This is a genomic window from Pseudomonas sp. R3-41 (assembly GCF_054161485.1).
In genome coordinates, this window is record NZ_CP096421.1 from 545,273 (window position 1) to 560,753 (window position 15,481).

Annotated in this window: 16 protein-coding genes; 9 read left to right on the forward strand and 7 right to left on the reverse strand. The window is 60.3% G+C overall.

What is annotated here, in order from left to right:
- The first annotated feature begins 56 nt into the window (after nt 1-56).
- The 5 genes from epd (at nt 57) to fba (ending at nt 4,257) form a co-directional block, all read left to right on the forward strand.
- The gene (gene epd / locus M1D99_RS02460) at nt 57-1,112 is read left to right on the forward strand and encodes an erythrose-4-phosphate dehydrogenase (protein WP_250965091.1); all 1,056 of its coding nucleotides are present in this window, start codon (nt 57-59) and stop codon (nt 1,110-1,112) included.
- A 24-nt stretch (nt 1,113-1,136) separates the two neighbouring features.
- Nucleotides 1,137-2,300: a phosphoglycerate kinase gene (locus M1D99_RS02465; protein WP_434573820.1), complete on the forward strand. Its 1,164-nt coding sequence runs from the start codon at nt 1,137-1,139 to the stop codon at nt 2,298-2,300.
- A gap of 31 nt (nt 2,301-2,331) precedes the next feature.
- On the forward strand, nt 2,332-2,556 hold the full coding sequence (locus M1D99_RS02470; protein WP_122566574.1) for a hypothetical protein: 225 nt from the start codon (nt 2,332-2,334) through the stop codon (nt 2,554-2,556).
- A gap of 56 nt (nt 2,557-2,612) precedes the next feature.
- Nucleotides 2,613-2,948: an MliC family protein gene (locus tag M1D99_RS02475; RefSeq protein WP_434573822.1), complete on the forward strand. Its 336-nt coding sequence runs from the start codon at nt 2,613-2,615 to the stop codon at nt 2,946-2,948.
- 244 nt (nt 2,949-3,192) lie between these two features.
- A complete protein-coding gene (gene fba, locus M1D99_RS02480; RefSeq protein WP_003177554.1) occupies nt 3,193-4,257 on the forward strand; it encodes a class II fructose-bisphosphate aldolase in 1,065 nt (354 codons plus the stop codon).
- 60 nt (nt 4,258-4,317) lie between these two features.
- Here the strand turns inward: fba and M1D99_RS02485 are convergent, their stop codons facing one another.
- From M1D99_RS02485 to M1D99_RS02505, 5 genes are all read right to left on the reverse strand, one after another.
- On the reverse strand, nt 4,318-4,632 hold the full coding sequence (locus M1D99_RS02485; RefSeq protein ID WP_434573824.1) for a type II toxin-antitoxin system RelE/ParE family toxin: 315 nt from the start codon (nt 4,630-4,632) through the stop codon (nt 4,318-4,320).
- Nucleotides 4,633-4,911, reverse strand: coding sequence for a ribbon-helix-helix domain-containing protein (locus M1D99_RS02490; protein ID WP_434573826.1), 279 nt, complete (start codon nt 4,909-4,911; stop codon nt 4,633-4,635). It lies immediately after the preceding gene.
- 628 nt (nt 4,912-5,539) lie between these two features.
- Nucleotides 5,540-5,824 (reverse strand): fructose-bisphosphate aldolase, encoded by a 285-nt coding sequence (locus M1D99_RS02495; protein WP_458131338.1) that lies wholly within the window; start codon nt 5,822-5,824, stop codon nt 5,540-5,542.
- A gap of 464 nt (nt 5,825-6,288) precedes the next feature.
- Complete coding sequence (locus M1D99_RS02500; protein WP_053126121.1) at nt 6,289-6,957, reverse strand: polysaccharide lyase family 7 protein; 669 nt, start codon at nt 6,955-6,957, stop codon at nt 6,289-6,291.
- A 527-nt stretch (nt 6,958-7,484) separates the two neighbouring features.
- A complete protein-coding gene (locus M1D99_RS02505) occupies nt 7,485-8,156 on the reverse strand; it encodes a polysaccharide lyase family 7 protein (RefSeq protein WP_458131339.1) in 672 nt (223 codons plus the stop codon).
- Nucleotides 8,157-8,479: 323 nt separating this feature from the next.
- On the opposite strand from M1D99_RS02505, the gene M1D99_RS02510 reads away from it, so the two are divergent.
- The 3 genes from M1D99_RS02510 to M1D99_RS02520 are packed head-to-tail and all read left to right on the forward strand — an operon-like array spanning nt 8,480 to nt 11,451.
- A complete protein-coding gene (locus M1D99_RS02510; RefSeq protein ID WP_434573832.1) occupies nt 8,480-10,603 on the forward strand; it encodes a putative bifunctional diguanylate cyclase/phosphodiesterase in 2,124 nt (707 codons plus the stop codon).
- A gap of 43 nt (nt 10,604-10,646) precedes the next feature.
- A complete protein-coding gene (locus M1D99_RS02515) occupies nt 10,647-11,150 on the forward strand; it encodes a M48 metallopeptidase family protein (protein ID WP_186707108.1) in 504 nt (167 codons plus the stop codon).
- 4 nt (nt 11,151-11,154) lie between these two features.
- Nucleotides 11,155-11,451, forward strand: coding sequence for a winged helix-turn-helix domain-containing protein (locus tag M1D99_RS02520; protein ID WP_186707109.1), 297 nt, complete (start codon nt 11,155-11,157; stop codon nt 11,449-11,451).
- A 128-nt stretch (nt 11,452-11,579) separates the two neighbouring features.
- Here the strand turns inward: M1D99_RS02520 and M1D99_RS02525 are convergent, their stop codons facing one another.
- Entirely contained in the window at nt 11,580-12,032 is a 453-nt protein-coding gene (locus tag M1D99_RS02525) for a GNAT family N-acetyltransferase (protein WP_186707110.1), read from the reverse strand.
- Nucleotides 12,033-12,292: 260 nt separating this feature from the next.
- Here M1D99_RS02525 and M1D99_RS02530 point away from each other — a divergent pair, with 260 nt between their 5' ends.
- The gene (locus M1D99_RS02530; RefSeq protein ID WP_186707111.1) at nt 12,293-13,030 is read left to right on the forward strand and encodes a substrate-binding periplasmic protein; all 738 of its coding nucleotides are present in this window, start codon (nt 12,293-12,295) and stop codon (nt 13,028-13,030) included.
- A gap of 121 nt (nt 13,031-13,151) precedes the next feature.
- Here the strand turns inward: M1D99_RS02530 and yccS are convergent, their stop codons facing one another.
- A complete protein-coding gene (gene yccS, locus M1D99_RS02535) occupies nt 13,152-15,335 on the reverse strand; it encodes a YccS family putative transporter (RefSeq protein WP_186707112.1) in 2,184 nt (727 codons plus the stop codon).
- Between the last annotated feature and the right edge of the window lie 146 nt (nt 15,336-15,481).

The following is a 15,481-nucleotide window of genomic DNA, read 5'->3' on the forward strand; positions in this document are numbered from 1 at the left end:
GCGGTGGCTCAGGCAACACTGAGCTGAAGGATTCACCACGCCAATCGAGAACCCCCATGCCCCAACCGCGTCCCTACAAAGTTGCACTCAACGGCTACGGCCGGATTGGTCGTTGCGTCTTGCGTGCGTTGTTCGAGCGAGGGGCCAAGGCCGGTTTCGAAATCGTGGCGATCAACGACCTGGCCGACATGGCCAGCATCGAATACCTGACACGCTTTGACTCCACCCATGGCCGGTTCCCCGGCGAAGTGCGGGTCGAGGGCGATTGTCTGCATATCAATGGTGATTGCGTGAAGGTCCTGCGCAGCGCCACCCCCGAAGGCATCGATTGGGCGTCCCTGGGCGTCGATCTGGTGCTTGAATGCTCCGGCGCCTATAACACTCGCGACGATGGCCTGCGCTTCATCGCCGCCGGCGCGCCACGGGTATTGTTTTCCCAGCCGATGGCCAGCGAAGCGGACGTCGACGCCACCATCGTCTATGGCGTGAACCAGGATTGCCTGAGCGGCGAAGAGCTGCTGGTGTCCAACGCGTCCTGCACGACCAACTGCGGCGTGCCGCTGTTGCGCCTGCTGGACCAGGCCATCGGCCTGGAATATGTATCGATCACCACCATCCACTCGGCGATGAACGACCAGCCGGTGATCGATGCCTATCACCACGAGGACTTGCGCCGCACCCGTTCGGCGTTCCAGTCGGTGATTCCGGTGTCCACTGGTCTGGCGCGCGGCATCGAACGGCTGCTGCCGGAACTTGCCGGGCGAATTCAGGCCAAAGCCGTGCGGGTGCCGACGGTCAACGTGTCCTGCCTCGACATTACGATGCAGACCGTGAGCGATACCGACGCCACCGAGGTCAACCGAATCCTGCGCGAAGCCGCCACCAGCGGCCCGCTCAAAGGCCTCCTGGCCTATACCGAGTTGCCTCACGCCAGCTGTGATTTTAATCATGACCCCCATTCGGCCATTGTCGATGCCAGCCAGACCCGTGTATCCGGGCCGCGGCTTGTGAACATCCTGGCCTGGTTCGACAACGAATGGGGGTTCGCCAACCGAATGCTGGACGTTGCCGAGCATTACCTGCAAACCGCTTCGAAAAAACCTGCTCTCTAAACAGTTACCCAGGAATTGCGACCCATGACCGTGTTGAAGATGTCCGACCTCGATCTGCAAGGTAAGCGCGTACTGATCCGCGAAGACCTCAACGTCCCCGTCAAGGACGGTGTTGTCACCAGCGACGCGCGTATCCTGGCTTCGCTGCCGACCATCAAGCTGGCCTTGGAAAAAGGCGCGGCCGTGATGGTTTGCTCCCACCTGGGCCGTCCGACCGAAGGCGAGTTCTCGGCGGAAAACAGCCTCAAGCCTGTGGCTGACTACCTGAGCAAGGCCTTGGGCCGCGAAGTGCCGCTAGTGGCCGATTACCTGGGCGGCGTCGACGTCAAGGCCGGCGACGTGGTGCTGTTCGAAAACGTGCGCTTCAACAAGGGCGAGAAAAAGAACGCCGACGAGTTGGCCCAGCAATACGCCGCCCTGTGCGACGTATTCGTGATGGACGCCTTTGGCACCGCCCACCGCGCCGAAGGCTCGACTCATGGCGTGGCGAAGTTCGCCAAAGTCGCCGCCGCGGGTCCCTTGCTGGCCGCCGAACTGGACGCATTGGGCAAGGCCCTGGGTTCGCCGGCCCAGCCAATGGCTGCCATTGTGGCCGGCTCCAAGGTTTCCACCAAACTGGACGTGCTCAATAGCCTGAGCCAGGTCTGCAACCAGTTGATCGTGGGCGGCGGCATCGCCAACACCTTCCTGGCTGCTGCCGGTCACCCGGTTGGCAAATCCCTGTACGAGCCAGACCTGCTGGACACTGCCCGGGAAATCGCCGCCAAGGTCAGCGTACCGTTGCCGGTGGACGTGGTCGTGGCCAAGGAGTTCGCTGAAAGCGCCACCGCCACCGTCAAGCTGATCGCCGACGTGGCCGACGATGACATGATTCTCGACATCGGCCCGCAAACCGCAGCCAACTTCGCCGAACTGCTGAAATCCTCCCAGACGATCCTGTGGAACGGTCCGGTTGGCGTGTTCGAGTTCGACCAGTTCGGCAACGGCACCAAGGTGCTGGCCCAAGCCATCGCCGAAAGCGCGGCGTTCTCCATCGCCGGTGGCGGCGACACCCTGGCGGCCATCGATAAATATGGCGTGGCCGCAAAGATCTCCTACATTTCCACCGGTGGCGGCGCATTCCTCGAATTCGTCGAAGGTAAAGTGCTGCCTGCCGTGGAAGTCCTGGAAAGCCGGGCCAAGGCCTGACGCTGCGTTGACCAGGCAAAGGAGTGTTCTGATGGTCAAGACGTTCACGTTGCTGCTGGCGGCGACGATGCTGGTGGCTTGCTCAAGCAGCCCGGAGGCCCCGGCCCCGCAAACCGGCACGCCGACGCCCGAAGAAGGCTGTTACCAGGCCGACTGGCAAGCCGAGACCAATCCGGTGCTGAACAAGCGTTCCGGACCGGACGGCCTGGACAAATACGAGACGCAAACCCCGGCCAAGGAACATGGTTGTCCTTGACGGGTCTGACACTTAACTCATGGCGGGCGGCAGGTGCCGTCCGTCGAGGAACACGGATGAAAGGCTTGATCGCCGTCGTGGCGTTGGCATTGCTGGCCGGTTGTTCGCAACTGGGTTTTTTGCAGTCGTCCGAACCCGTTTCAGAGGGCTGGACAAGCTGGACCTGTGACAGCGAGGCCAAAGTGCTCTGGCGCTACACCGATGCCGCACGCAAGGAAGTCGATGTACGCCTGGGCGGCGCCGATAAGGTGTATCGCCTCACGCTGGAGCCGGGTGGCGAAGGTTCGCTGTACAGCGACGACATGCTGGCGTTCCACGTCAAGGGTGAGGAAGGCCTGGTGTACTGGGTCGCCACCAATGATTTGATTGGGCGTGGCTGCAAGGCAGAGTGATTCACTGAGATCCAAGGTGGGAGCGGGCTTGCTCGCGAATGCGGCGGGTCAGCTTGCATCTTTGCTGAATGTGAAACCGCATTCGCGAGCAAGCCCGCTCCCACAGGGACCTCTATACGTTTTGAGATTTTGCTTCACCGAACACGCAGGCCGGGGCCAACCCCCGATCCGCAATGACTTGAATAGCCGCCGCCGCTCCGGCAGGCTGGCACGATTAACGACCCTCGACCGGGAGAGAGACACAATGGCACTTATCAGCATGCGTCAGATGCTGGACCACGCAGCCGAGTTCGGCTACGGCGTTCCAGCCTTTAACGTCAACAACCTTGAGCAGATGCGCGCCATCATGGAAGCCGCTGACAAGACTGACTCTCCGGTGATCGTCCAGGCTTCGGCCGGCGCCCGCAAATACGCCGGCGCGCCATTCCTGCGTCACCTGATCCTGGCGGCGATCGAAGAATTCCCGCACATCCCGGTGTGCATGCACCAGGACCACGGCACCAGCCCGGACGTCTGCCAGCGCTCCATCCAACTGGGCTTCAGCTCGGTGATGATGGACGGTTCCCTTGGCGAAGACGGCAAGACCCCGACCGACTACGAATACAACGTACGCGTCACCCAGCAAACCGTCGCCATGGCCCATGCCTGTGGCGTCTCGGTGGAAGGTGAACTGGGTTGCCTGGGTTCACTGGAAACCGGCATGGCCGGTGAAGAAGACGGTATCGGCGCCGAAGGCGTGCTCGACCACAGCCAAATGCTGACCGACCCGGAAGAAGCTGCGGATTTCGTCAAGAAAACCCAGGTCGACGCCCTGGCCATCGCCATTGGCACCAGCCACGGCGCCTACAAGTTCACCAAGCCGCCTACCGGCGACGTGCTGGCCATCGACCGCATCAAGGAAATCCACAAGCGCATTCCCAACACTCACTTGGTGATGCACGGTTCTTCTTCGGTACCGCAGGAGTGGCTGGCGATCATCAACCAGTACGGTGGCGACATCAAGGAAACCTACGGTGTGCCGGTTGAGGAGATCGTCGAAGGTATCAAGTACGGCGTGCGCAAGGTCAACATCGACACTGACCTGCGTTTGGCTTCCACTGGTGCGATGCGTCGGTTGATGGCGACCAATCCTAGCGAGTTTGATCCGCGTAAGTTCTTTGGCGCGACGGTGACGGCGATGCGGGATGTTTGTATTGCGCGTTATGAGGCGTTTGGTACGGCGGGTAATGCTTCCAAGATCAAGCCGATCTCTTTGGAGGCTATGTATCAGCGGTATTTGAAGGGTGAGTTGAACGCTAAGGTTAATTGATGGTTTAGCGTTGTTAGAAAACCCGCAGTGATGCGGGTTTTTTATGTTTTGGATTTAGCGTCAATCGTTGCGCTCGCACTGCAAAGTGACCTCAAAGTCCTGTCCGCCATAAAAAACGCCCAAGATGGAAACTCGTGAGACATTAACGGAAAAGGCAATAACGGTCCGCTTGCGGTAGTTGGTGATGCGCAGGCCTGGGCGTATATCCTCCCTCAGATTCCCTCGGTGCGGAAACACCCGCAGTTCTTCGCAGTAGGTCACGATGGCGTCGGTATACCGATGGGCAATTTCCGGTGAAGCCTCTGTGGCAATGTAGCGATAGAGCGCAGCTAACTGTTCAAGGGCTTCCGGTGCAAATTCGACGGTACACGTCATTCAGGGTTTTATAGCTGCGTTCTGGTGTTCTGTCGCCAATCGAGAGCGTACCTGATCAGCGCTGAGTGCGCGCGAGGGGTCGGCTTTCAAGGCGTCGTAAGCCGGGGCTACTTGGCCTACCAGCCAGTTTTCCAGCGCCCGATCACGAGCCAGCAGCGCCCGGAGGCCGTCACGAATGACCTCACTTTCAGTGGCGTATTCACCGGCAGCCACCTTGGCTTTCACTACGTCGGCCATCTGGTTAGGCAGCGTGATGCTGAATTGTTGAGTGCTACGCATGATAGGCCTCCTGGATAAGACGGGATTTAATCCTACTCTGCTCAAAAGAATATGCACATGACCTCCTGTCATCCTTGATGACTTTGCGGGCGGATTTAGAAGTGAACTTGCTTTGGCGGTGGTTCAGTCGATGAAAGATTTTGAATGCACCGGCCTCTTCGCGAGCAAGCCCGCTCCCACAGGAGGAACGCGGTCCCCATCAAGAGCCAGGTCGGCTTTAAGGCCGCCTCGTGGTGGACGTTGATCTCGGCGCCCCGTTAACCACGCTGGCCGAACGCAGGCATTGTGGAGTGGGCAACCCGGCATGGATGCCGGGTTAGCCGCGCTGGGCCATGGATGGCCCTTCGCGGCGGGCCCACGGAGCAATGCCGGAGTGAGGGAACACCGAGCCAAAGCGAGGTGCCAAGTGGTGGGGCAGAAGCGTTTTGCTTACTTTTGACTGGGCCGGCTTCCGGGCTTCTCAAAAGTGAGCCGCCGTAAGGGCGGAACCATAGGTAGCCGTTACAAAAAAAACGGATATACACACAGATTCAGATAGTGCTGTGTCAGTCGACATCCATGCTGCTGACCCAGCGCTATCGCGAGCAAGCTCGCTCCCACAGGGTGAACATCTCCCGCCGGGAGGGCTTTATTGGTCTTCGAGGCCGCGTTGTTCTATTACCCCGAACACGTCGGTCACGTCCTGGACCAGGATCCGGGCGACATTGGTGAGGATGTTGAGGTCGCTGGCGGCCGAGTCGCGCAGGGTGGCGCAGGCCATGAACGTCAGGTAATCGAGCGTGGCATGCAGACGTTCGCTCGCACAGGCGTGAAGCTCTGTTAGCGGGACGGTTTTGTCGATGAATAGCACAGGTTGGGTGGTGGCGATTGGAGTGAGAGGGGTGAAGCGGCTAAGTGATTGAGTCGTCGTCATAAGTTTTGGGCTCTATTAATAAAAATTAATTGCCACCTGCTTGCTGCGAAACAAATAGGTGGCAGTTGCGCGCGGGTTCGCAGACCGAGATAGAGACCAAACCCGGCAGACCCGAAGGTCTCCCGCACGCAACCGCCATAAAACGAACGCAGGCGAGTTTGCCTGAATTTTCATTTGACGGTGCAAAGTCTCTGTTCTGTCAGCGGGCTGCGAAACCCTTGCCCACTGACCAAAGCCAGCAGACCCACCGAACTATAGAGCAGATTCCCAAGGCCAAAATCGGCCCTGTAGGACGCACCGACCCCCTGTGGCGAGGGAGCTTGCTCCCGCTCGGGGGCGCAGCCGCCGTAAAACCGGTGCATGAGATGGAGCTGGCGGAAAGAAGGGGCCGCTTCGCAGCCCAGCGGGAGCTAGCTCCCTCGCCACAGGGTGTAAATTCCTACGAGATTTTAGGACGTAAAAGTTCAGGTGTTGTGATCGATATCCAACACGCTGAACGTCACTTTCCCACCTTCACTGGTATAGCCCGTGTTGTCCTGCACATACACCCCGGCCTTGAAGTACAACGGCTTGTCGCGCCACGCCGCGCCGACGGTGGTGTACCAGCTATTACCCGCTGCGGTAATGCCCAGGTCGCCGGTACGATCCAGATGAATCCGGTAAGAGAAGGAGCGATTGAGCTTCACCCCAGTGGCCACGGTAATCACCCTGCCTTCGCTGTCATCGGGCCGCATGCGGACCTTGGCGACGATGTTCCCGGTGGCGCTGTCTTCCTTGTATTGGTATTCCAGCTTGACCATGGGCTTGCTGCTGTCCTTGGCATGGATCTGGCCGATCACGATCTTGCCGCTGCTGGGCACCTGGTTGACCACCAAGCTTGCTCGTAGCTGGTTGTCGGCGTCGGGATAAACCCAGTTGCGCAAGGTGCCGTCCCGGTAGGTCTCGCGTAATTCGCTGCGGGGGTAGATGGCGTTTTCAGTCTTGGTGCCGGTGACCGGAGACCAGAAATACACCGTGCTGCCTTCGGAGTTGAAATATTTGTCCTGGAACCCATCCACCAGTCGAGGGGTTTCGATGGTTTTCGGCGGGCTGCCTTCAGGGATGCTCAGGTTCCAGGTTGCAAGGTCGACCATGTTCGGATCCTTTCTACTGCAAAAGAAATGATTCACGCCATCGCCGGAGGCTCTAGGACGCACTTTTGCTGAGGCCAAGAAGGGGCGCGGACGGGAATTTGGCGCATTCGTCCGGCGGAGAGTTGGCGTCAGCAGACCGTCAGAGTGGTGTTTTCCGGATTTGTGCCCGAGATAATCAACCGTTGGTCGGGTGCCGGGCTTTTTCTTGGAACCATTACGCGATGGCTATTTGGCAGCTATTTAGGGCAGGGCAAAAAAAAGCACCCAAGCCGGATAATGCCGACAGTTAAGCGAAATAAAGCCCGGCAGTAACCCTGTGGCGAGGGAGCTTGCTCCCGCTGGGTCGCGAAGCGGCCCTGTTTTTGGGGCTGCTACGCAGCCCAGCGGGAGCAAGCTCCCTCGCCACGGTTTGTGTGTTTGCCCGTGCTATCCACTTAACTGACAGGTATTACCCAAGCCGGATGCTTTCTAAGGAGGGGCGCCGATAGCAGCGTTCCGTGCCGCTATTACGACGCAGCAGGCTGCAATCAAAGCGTGGTGTGTTTGATTTCCAGCAGGCTGAACGTCACTTTCCCACCTTCGGTGACGTAGCCGGTATTGTCCTGCACATACACACCCGCCTTGAAATAGAGCGGTTTGACTTTCCAGCTCGGATCAACGGTGGTTCGCCAGTTGTAGCCCGCCGCCGTGATGCCGAGTGCGCCCTTCGGGCTCAGGTGGATCATGTAGGAAAAACTCCGGTTGAGGGTCACGCCCGTGGCGATGGTAATGACCTGGCCCGTCGCGTCGTCCGGACGAAGACGCACCTTGGCGACGATGTTTCCGGTGGAGCTGTAGGTTTTGTATTGGTATTCCAGTTTCACCATCGGACTGGTGCTGTCTTTGGTGTGAATCTGGCCGATCACGATCTTGCCGGTGCTGGGCACCTGGTTGACGGTGACGGTCGCGCGCAAGGTGTTGTCCGCCGACGGGTAAAGCCAATTGCACAAGGTGCCGTCGCTATTGGTTTCGCGCAGTTCGCTGCGTGGGTAAATAGCATTGGCCGTCGTGGCGCCTGTCACGGGGGCCCAGAAAAACACCGTGCCGGTTTCAGAGTTGAAGTACTGGTTCTTGAAGCCTTGAACCAATTGTGAGGTTTCAATGGTGGCCGGTGGGGCGCCCTCGGGGATGCTCAAGTTCCAGGTTGCGAGATCGATCATGTCCAGGTCCTGCGTATCAAAGATGTAAAGGTGAATGCCGTAGCGGGAGGCTTTAAACCGCCCTTTTGAAGCGTTTCGGAACGCTGGACTTGGGCTTTTCTTGTAGACCGTTCGGCGGATGTTTGACGTCAATTGTTCGTCGATGAGGTCTTTGCAGTTTCTGTGCCTGGGGAGGGTGACCGTTAGTCGGCTATTTCGGGCTTTGTCTGAATGATGGCGCGTTGACACCTACTGTTTTTCAAAATCCCGGTCTAGAGTGAGGGGACAGTATTTGTCCGCTTTGCTACGTAAAAACGGACGTGGCGCCCGATAAGAGAAGCAGCATGGAATGCGCGCAACCAACGCCCGGCGAAGACAGCTCTGTCCTTTTGATTGTTGATGATTACCCTGAAAACCTGCTCAGCATGCGGGCCTTGTTGCAGCGTCAGGATTGGCGGGTGATGACCGCGTCCTCGGGGGTCGAGGCGCTTAACCTGCTGCTTGAGCACGACATCGATCTGGTTCTGCTGGATGTGCAGATGCCCGACATGGACGGGTTCGAAGTGGCGCGCCTGATGCGTGGCAGCCAGCGCACGCGGCTCACGCCGATCATTTTCCTGACCGCCAACGAGCAGTCCCAGGACGCGGTCATCAAGGGCTACGCCAGTGGCGCGGTGGACTACCTGTTCAAGCCCTTCGATCCGCAAATCCTCAAGCCCAAGGTCCAGGCGTTGCTCGAGCACCAGCGCAATCGCCGGGCCTTGCAGCGCCTGAGCCAGGATCTCGAAGCGGCCAGGGCGTTCAATGCCTCGGTGCTGGACAACGCCGCCGAAGGCATCCTGGTGGTGGATGAGAACGGTTGCATCCGCTTCGCCAACCCGTCCACCTGCCGCTTGCTCAATGCCACCGCCGAGCAGTTGCAGGACATGCCATTCCTGGATTTCCTGCAAAAACCGCACATCCCCGAATGGATCGGTTCCGATATCCACAACGCTTATCAGCGTGGTGAAACCTGGCGATTGCATGACGCAGTGCTGCGCACGGCACCCGGCCAGCAAGTGTCGGTGGCCTTGTCCTGCGCCCCGTTGCCTTCGGAGCAGAAGGCAATGGTGGTGACGCTCCAGGACATGTCCGTTGTGCGCCACCTGCACCAGCAACTCGAATACCAGGCCGTTACGGACCCGCTGACCGGCTTGCTCAACCGCCGGGGGTTCTACCAGACCGCGGAAAACCTGTTGATGCGCAGCGAGCGCCTGGAAAGCAACTGGGTGTTGCTGTACCTGGACCTCGATGGTTTCAAGCGGGTCAACGACTCACTGGGGCACGACGCCGGGGACCGGGTTTTGCGCTGGGTGTCGGAGCAGTTGAAGGCGTGCCTGCGCCCCTTCGATATTCTGGCGCGGCTGGGTGGGGACGAGTTCACGGCGCTGCTGGACCTGGAGTTTCCCGAGCAGGCGGCGAAGATCGCGGAGAAGCTCATCGAGCGCGTCGCGATCTGCCAGCAGATCGAAGGCATGGACGTGGCGCTCGGCGCCAGCATCGGCATTGCGACCTACCCCGACTGTGGCGCCAACCTCGATGGGCTGCTGCGGGCGTCCGACATCGCCATGTACGAAGCCAAGCGTGCCGGCCGCCAGCAATACCGTTTCTACGATCACGAAATGAACGGGCGGGCCCGTTCACGGCTGATGCTGGAAGAGAGCGTGCGCTCGGCTATCGAGAACCGTGATTTCAATATGGTCTACCAGCCGCAGGTGAGTATCGTCGACGGGCGGATCCGCGGATTCGAGGCGCTGTTGCGCTGGCAGCACCCGAGCGTCGGCGATGTGCCGCCGGGGCTGTTCCTGCCGTTGCTGGAAGAGGCGCGGTTGATCAGTCGGCTGGGCAGTTGGATCTATCATCGCAGCGCGGCCCAGCGCAAAGTCTGGGAGCGCTTGTTCGCGGACGACCTGGTGTTGGGCGTGAGCCTGAGCAGCACTCAATTCGGTATGCCGAACCTGGTGACCGAGTTGCGCCAGGTCCTGGAACGCCATGCCTTGAAGCCTCGGCAACTGGAGGTCGAGGTGACCGAGGATGCGCTGATGCGCAACCCCGATGAAACCCAAAAGCAATTGCGTCTGCTGCGCCAACTGGGCGTGCGGGTGGCCTTGGATGACTTTGGTTCGGGGCCTTGTTCGCTGGCGCATCTGCGCGACCTTGAACTCGATACCCTCAAGCTTGATCGGCACTTGATCGCCCGTTTGCCAGGGTCGCCCCGGGATGCGGCGTTGGCGGCCTCGGTGATCGACCTGTGTACGCAGCTGGGCTTGCGGGTGATCGCCGAAGGGGTGGAAACCCGTGAGCAGTATCAGTGGCTGCAGGCCCATGGCTGCGAGTACGTGCAAGGGTTCCTCGTGGCGCGACCGTTGATGGCCGAAGACACCAATGCCTTCGCCACGCCCTTCGACTGGAGCGCGGTGCAGGCCTGAATTCGCTACACTGGCGGCCTCTTGTGACTGTGTTGCCCTCTTGATGACCGCACTCAAATACCTCCAGGCCTATCCTGCCGCCCTGCAAGCCCAAGTGCAGCAATTGATCGCCCAGGACCGCCTGGGCGAATACCTGCAACAGCGCTATCCGGGTCGGCATCCAATCCAGAGCGACAAGGCCCTGTACGGATATGCGCTGGACCTCAAGCAGCAATACCTGCGTAACGCACCGGCCATCGACAAGGTGTTGTTCGACAGTCGCCTGGACCTGACCCACCGCGCCCTCGGCCTGCACACCGCGGTGTCGCGGGTACAGGGCGGCAAGCTCAAGGCCAAGAAGGAAATCCGCATCGCGGCGCTGTTCAAGGACGCAGCGCCCGAGTTCCTGAAGATGATCGTTGTGCACGAGCTGGCGCACTTCAAGGAGTCAGACCACAACAAGGCCTTCTACCAACTCTGCGAACACATGCTGCCGGGCTATCACCAGTTGGAATTCGACCTGCGGGTGTACCTGACCTGGCGGGACCTGCAACCTCACAAGGAATGACCGGATGGACGTGAGCAAGACCAAGACCAGTTTCTACCGTCGCCTGTACGTGGCTTACCTGATCGACAGCGGCCTGGCCAGCAACGTCCCGGCGCTCACCGAAGCCACCGGCATGCCCCGGCGTACCGCCCAGGACACCATCGCCGCGCTGGCTGACCTGGATATCGTGTGTGAGTTCGAGCAAGAGGACGGCGCGCGCAACCATGCCGGGCGGTATCGGATCCGCGATTGGGGGGCGATCGATCGGGGGTGGATCGAGGGGAATTTGCCGCGGATCAAGGCGGTGCTTGAGTATCCCTGAATACTGGTTGTGTCTGGCCTGACGCCTTCGCGAGCAAGCCACACTCCCACAGTGTGGTCTTCTGTGGGCACAAAATCTGTGTCCACCTCGGAACCCTTGTGGGAGCGGGCTTGCTCGCGAAGGGGATCTTAAGGACGATGCATGCCGATGTGTGGAATCCCATCCTCCATGTATTCCACCCCCACCACTTCAAACCCATACCGCCCGTAATACCCCTGCAAATGCGCCTGGGCCGACAACGAGATCGATACGCCGGGCCAATGCTTCTCGGCCTGCTTGAGGGCCTTTTCCATCAGCGTATGGCCCAACCCCTGGCCGCGTGCCTGTGGCGCGATGATCACGCGCCCGATCACCACGTCGCTGTTTTGCGAGTGCGGGTCGAGCAGGCGCAGGTAAGCCACCAAGTGGTTGTCGTGCCAGGCCATCAAGTGGCAGGTGTCGCCCTCCAGGTCCAGGCCGTCAACGTCCGGGTAGGCGCAGTTCTGCTCGACGACGAACACCTCGGCGCGCAGCTTGAGGACGGCATACAGCTGCTCCTTGCTCAGGTCAGTGTGATGTTTGCAGACCCATTCGATATCCATTTTTTGAATTTCCTGAAGAACCTGATGCCGATAGTAAGCGTGCTTGGCTCGGAAGTCTCTTGCTTGCACGACCCGAAAATCTGTGACAAAGACCAAAATGCCATCATTCCTTTGTCGCGGGACTGTCGTCTTTGTGTAATCTTCATGGCAGCGCTGCGCAGCGGTTCCAATGAGCTAATGTTAGGACCGGGTGTCCGAGGATGCCCGTTGGGTTTGGGCTAAAAACAAACCGGGCTTTGAACCCGTCAAGGATGTTTGGCATGCCGCGATTGCATCGAGCTCTTGCATTGATCGGGTTGCTGTTGCTGAGCTACGAAGCCTGTGCGCAGAAGTTGCGCCTGGTTGCCGATGCCTGGCCGCCCTTTACCGATTCCACCCTGATCAATGGCGGCCTGGCGACCGACATCGTCAGCACGGCCCTGGCGCGGGCCGGTTATGCCACGGACTTCGAACAAGTGCCCTGGGCCCGGGCGATGCTGGGTATCGGCGAGGGCCGCTATGATGTGCTGATCAATGCCTGGTACAGCGAGGAGCGCACGCACATAGGCCGGTTCTCGGCCGAATACCTGCTCAACCGCGTGCGCTTCATCAAGCGCAAGGACGAAGCGATCCAGTTTGATAGCCTGCCCCAGTTGCGTGCGTATCCCATCGCCGTGGTGCGTGGTTACGCCTATTCCAAGGCGTTCGACGAAGACCCGAAAATGCAGAAAGTGCCGGTGCACAATTTCGCCATGGCGGTGCGCATGCTGGCGGCCGACCGGGTGAAGTTGACCCTGGAGGACGAGTACGTCGCCCGCTATTACCTGGCCCGTGAATCGCCCACGGTGCGCAGCGCCGTGGAGTTCCTGCCCAAGCCCTTGAGCGAAAACAGCCTGCACATCCTGGTCAGCCTGAAGAACCCGGAGCATGAGCAGATCGTGGCCGGGTTCGATCGGGCGATCGCGGCGATGAAGGCGGATGGGAGTTATGACCGGTTGCTCAAGCAACATGGTATGTGAGCTTAAAGGTTGATTTGCCTGGACTGGCCTCTTCGCGAGCAAGCCCGCTCCCACATTTGGAATGCGTACTCCTGTGGGAGCGGGCTTGCTCGCGAAGGGGGCGGCCCATTCCCTACAACCCTCAAGCCTCGCCAGTGTCCTTGATCAGATGCGCCGCCAACGTGCGCAACGGCCCCAGCTGCCGACAGATCAACCCCAATTGCGTCTGCACCAACCGCTGTCCTTCGTCGATCTCATCAGGCATCTGCTCCAACTCACTGGCCAGGGCTTCCTCTTCATCGCTCTGGATCGCGATCGGCTGTTTGCTTGCCAGGCCTTGTGCGATTTCGTCGATGCTCGCCGCCAGTTTCACCCCGGCACCGTCGATCAATTGTTCGCGTACTTGCGTCGGCAACTCGGTGCCGCGATGGGCGCCCAGGCCTGACAGGTAGCTGAGCAGGGTGTGGGACAGCACCAGGAAGCGGAAGCCCACGTCGGCTTCCTTGCGGAAGTGCCCCGGCTCCATCAGCATGTTGGCCAGCGTGGTGGACAGCGCGGCATCGGCGTTGTGGGCGTTGCGTCGGGCCAGGCGATAAGCCAGGTCGTCGCTTTTGCCGGCGGCGTATTGCTGCATGATCTGGCGCAGGTAAATGCTGTTGCAGGTCAGCGTGTTGGCCAGCACCTTGTTCAGCCGCCGACCTTGCCAGTCGGGCAGGAACAGGAACACCGCCAGCCCGGCGATCAGGCTGCCCAGCAAGGTATCGAACAACCGTGGCAGCAGCAGCCCGTAGCCGTCGCCCACCTGGTTGAAGCAGAACAGCACCATGACGGTGATCGCCGCCGTCGCCAGGGTGTAGCGGGTGGTGCGGTTGGTAAAGAACACCACCCCGGCGGCAATGGCGAAGCACGATTGCACCAGCGGATTGGGAAACAGGTCGAACAGCGCCCAGGCCACGGTCAGGCCGATGGCGGTGCCGATGATCCGCTGGCCGAGCTTGCGCCGGGTGGCGCCATAGTTGGGTTGGCAGACGAACAGCGTGGTGAGGATGATCCAATAACCCTGGGACGGGTGGATCAGGTGCACCATGGCGTAGCCCACGCTCAGGGCCAGGGGCAGGCGCAGGGCATGGCGGAACAGCAGCGAGGTGGGCGTAAGCTGCGTACGCAAGCGCAGCCAGACGTCCTTGAGATTGCGCGGCGAGCGGTCCAGCAGGCTGCTGTCGGTGGCGTCGGCCAGGGCGTCGGGGTTGCTCGCGTCGCTGAGCAGGCGGTCCATGGTGCCCAGGTTCACCGACAGGGCTCGCAACGACCGCAGCAAGCCGCGCCAGGCCGGGTTGCTCTGGATGCGCAGGTGTTCGAGGGACGCGTGCAGGTCGTTGAGGGCTTCGGCAAAAGTATCGTCGTAGATGAATGGCTGGCGCAGTTGGATCGATTCGGCCAGCGCCTGGCAGGCCTTGCCTTGCTGGCGCAGCAGGCGTTGGCAGCGGAACAGCACGTCGCTGTGGAAGAACGCCTCGGCCAGGGCGTTGTAGGGATAGTGGGACGAGCTGGCCCGTTCGTGGATGTCCTGGGCCAGGAAGTACAGCTTCAGGTAGCGGCTGACCTTCGAGCCGGGCCGGCCATTGCCGACGCGGTGCAGGATGATTTCCTTCGCGCTGTTGAGCGCAGCGACCACCCGACCGTTTTGCTGGGCCAGCTCCAGGCGGCGTGCTTCGATGTCCAGTTGGCGGATCGGCTCCAGGAGCGATGATTTGAGCTTGAGGTAGCGTCCCAGTTCGCGAAACAGCCGCGCCAGGCTTTGCTGCACCGGCTGGTTGGAAAACAATGCCTGCCACACGACCGACAGCACGCCGTACCACGCGGCACCGGCGACCAATAGCAGGGGTTCGTGCCAGAAATCGTTGACGGCGACGCCGCGCTGGTCCACGCCGATCATGGTGTAGACCGAAAGAATCAGGGTGGCCGAGGCAATTGCGCCATAACGTTCGCCCAAGGCGCCAAGCATGGTCAGGCCGAATGCCGCCAGGGCCAGGGCGACGATGAACAGGATGGGGTACGGAAACAGCAACTCCACCGACAGCGCTGCGGTGCTGAAACACAGCAGCGTGACTGCCAGCGCATTGAGGCGGCCCTGCCAACTGTCGTCGGTCTCGGCCAGGGCGCTGGCGATGATGCCCAGGAACAAGGGAATCAGCAGCGCCATCTCGTCCAGGTACCAACACAACCCCATGCTGCCGGTCAGGGCGATGAAGACCCGCACGCTATAACTGAACTTATCCAACGCCCAAAGGCGACGCAAAGACTGGCTAAACGAGTTCGCTGACATGAAGTGCACGGGCCTGACGGGCAATGACGCTAAATTGAGGCAGTAATGACGCCGACGCAATGGCGGCGATCACATCTGGCAGCAAAAAGTGTTCCGATGTCCGCCGCCGAGCTACTGTAGGAGCGGGCTTGCTCGCGAAAGCGGTG

Bases quoted from the DNA above. Each gene is read 5' to 3' on its own strand.
- M1D99_RS02500 (WP_053126121.1), bottom strand. From the start codon at position 6,957: ATGGTCGACCTTGCAACCTGGAACCTGAGCATCCCTGAAGGCAGCCCG.
- fba (WP_003177554.1), top strand. From the start codon at position 3,193: ATGGCACTTATCAGCATGCGTCAGATGCTGGACCACGCAGCCGAGTTC.
- M1D99_RS02505 (WP_458131339.1), bottom strand. From the start codon at position 8,156: ATGATCGATCTCGCAACCTGGAACTTGAGCATCCCCGAGGGCGCCCCA.
- M1D99_RS02525 (WP_186707110.1), bottom strand. From the start codon at position 12,032: ATGGATATCGAATGGGTCTGCAAACATCACACTGACCTGAGCAAGGAG.
- M1D99_RS02470 (WP_122566574.1), top strand. From the start codon at position 2,332: ATGGTCAAGACGTTCACGTTGCTGCTGGCGGCGACGATGCTGGTGGCT.
- M1D99_RS02465 (WP_434573820.1), top strand. From the start codon at position 1,137: ATGACCGTGTTGAAGATGTCCGACCTCGATCTGCAAGGTAAGCGCGTA.
- M1D99_RS02495 (WP_458131338.1), bottom strand. From the start codon at position 5,824: ATGACGACGACTCAATCACTTAGCCGCTTCACCCCTCTCACTCCAATC.
- M1D99_RS02520 (WP_186707109.1), top strand. From the start codon at position 11,155: ATGGACGTGAGCAAGACCAAGACCAGTTTCTACCGTCGCCTGTACGTG.
- M1D99_RS02475 (WP_434573822.1), top strand. From the start codon at position 2,613: ATGAAAGGCTTGATCGCCGTCGTGGCGTTGGCATTGCTGGCCGGTTGT.
- epd (WP_250965091.1), top strand. From the start codon at position 57: ATGCCCCAACCGCGTCCCTACAAAGTTGCACTCAACGGCTACGGCCGG.
- M1D99_RS02490 (WP_434573826.1), bottom strand. From the start codon at position 4,911: ATGCGTAGCACTCAACAATTCAGCATCACGCTGCCTAACCAGATGGCC.
- M1D99_RS02530 (WP_186707111.1), top strand. From the start codon at position 12,293: ATGCCGCGATTGCATCGAGCTCTTGCATTGATCGGGTTGCTGTTGCTG.
- M1D99_RS02510 (WP_434573832.1), top strand. From the start codon at position 8,480: ATGGAATGCGCGCAACCAACGCCCGGCGAAGACAGCTCTGTCCTTTTG.
- M1D99_RS02485 (WP_434573824.1), bottom strand. From the start codon at position 4,632: ATGACGTGTACCGTCGAATTTGCACCGGAAGCCCTTGAACAGTTAGCT.
- yccS (WP_186707112.1), bottom strand. From the start codon at position 15,335: ATGTCAGCGAACTCGTTTAGCCAGTCTTTGCGTCGCCTTTGGGCGTTG.
- M1D99_RS02515 (WP_186707108.1), top strand. From the start codon at position 10,647: ATGACCGCACTCAAATACCTCCAGGCCTATCCTGCCGCCCTGCAAGCC.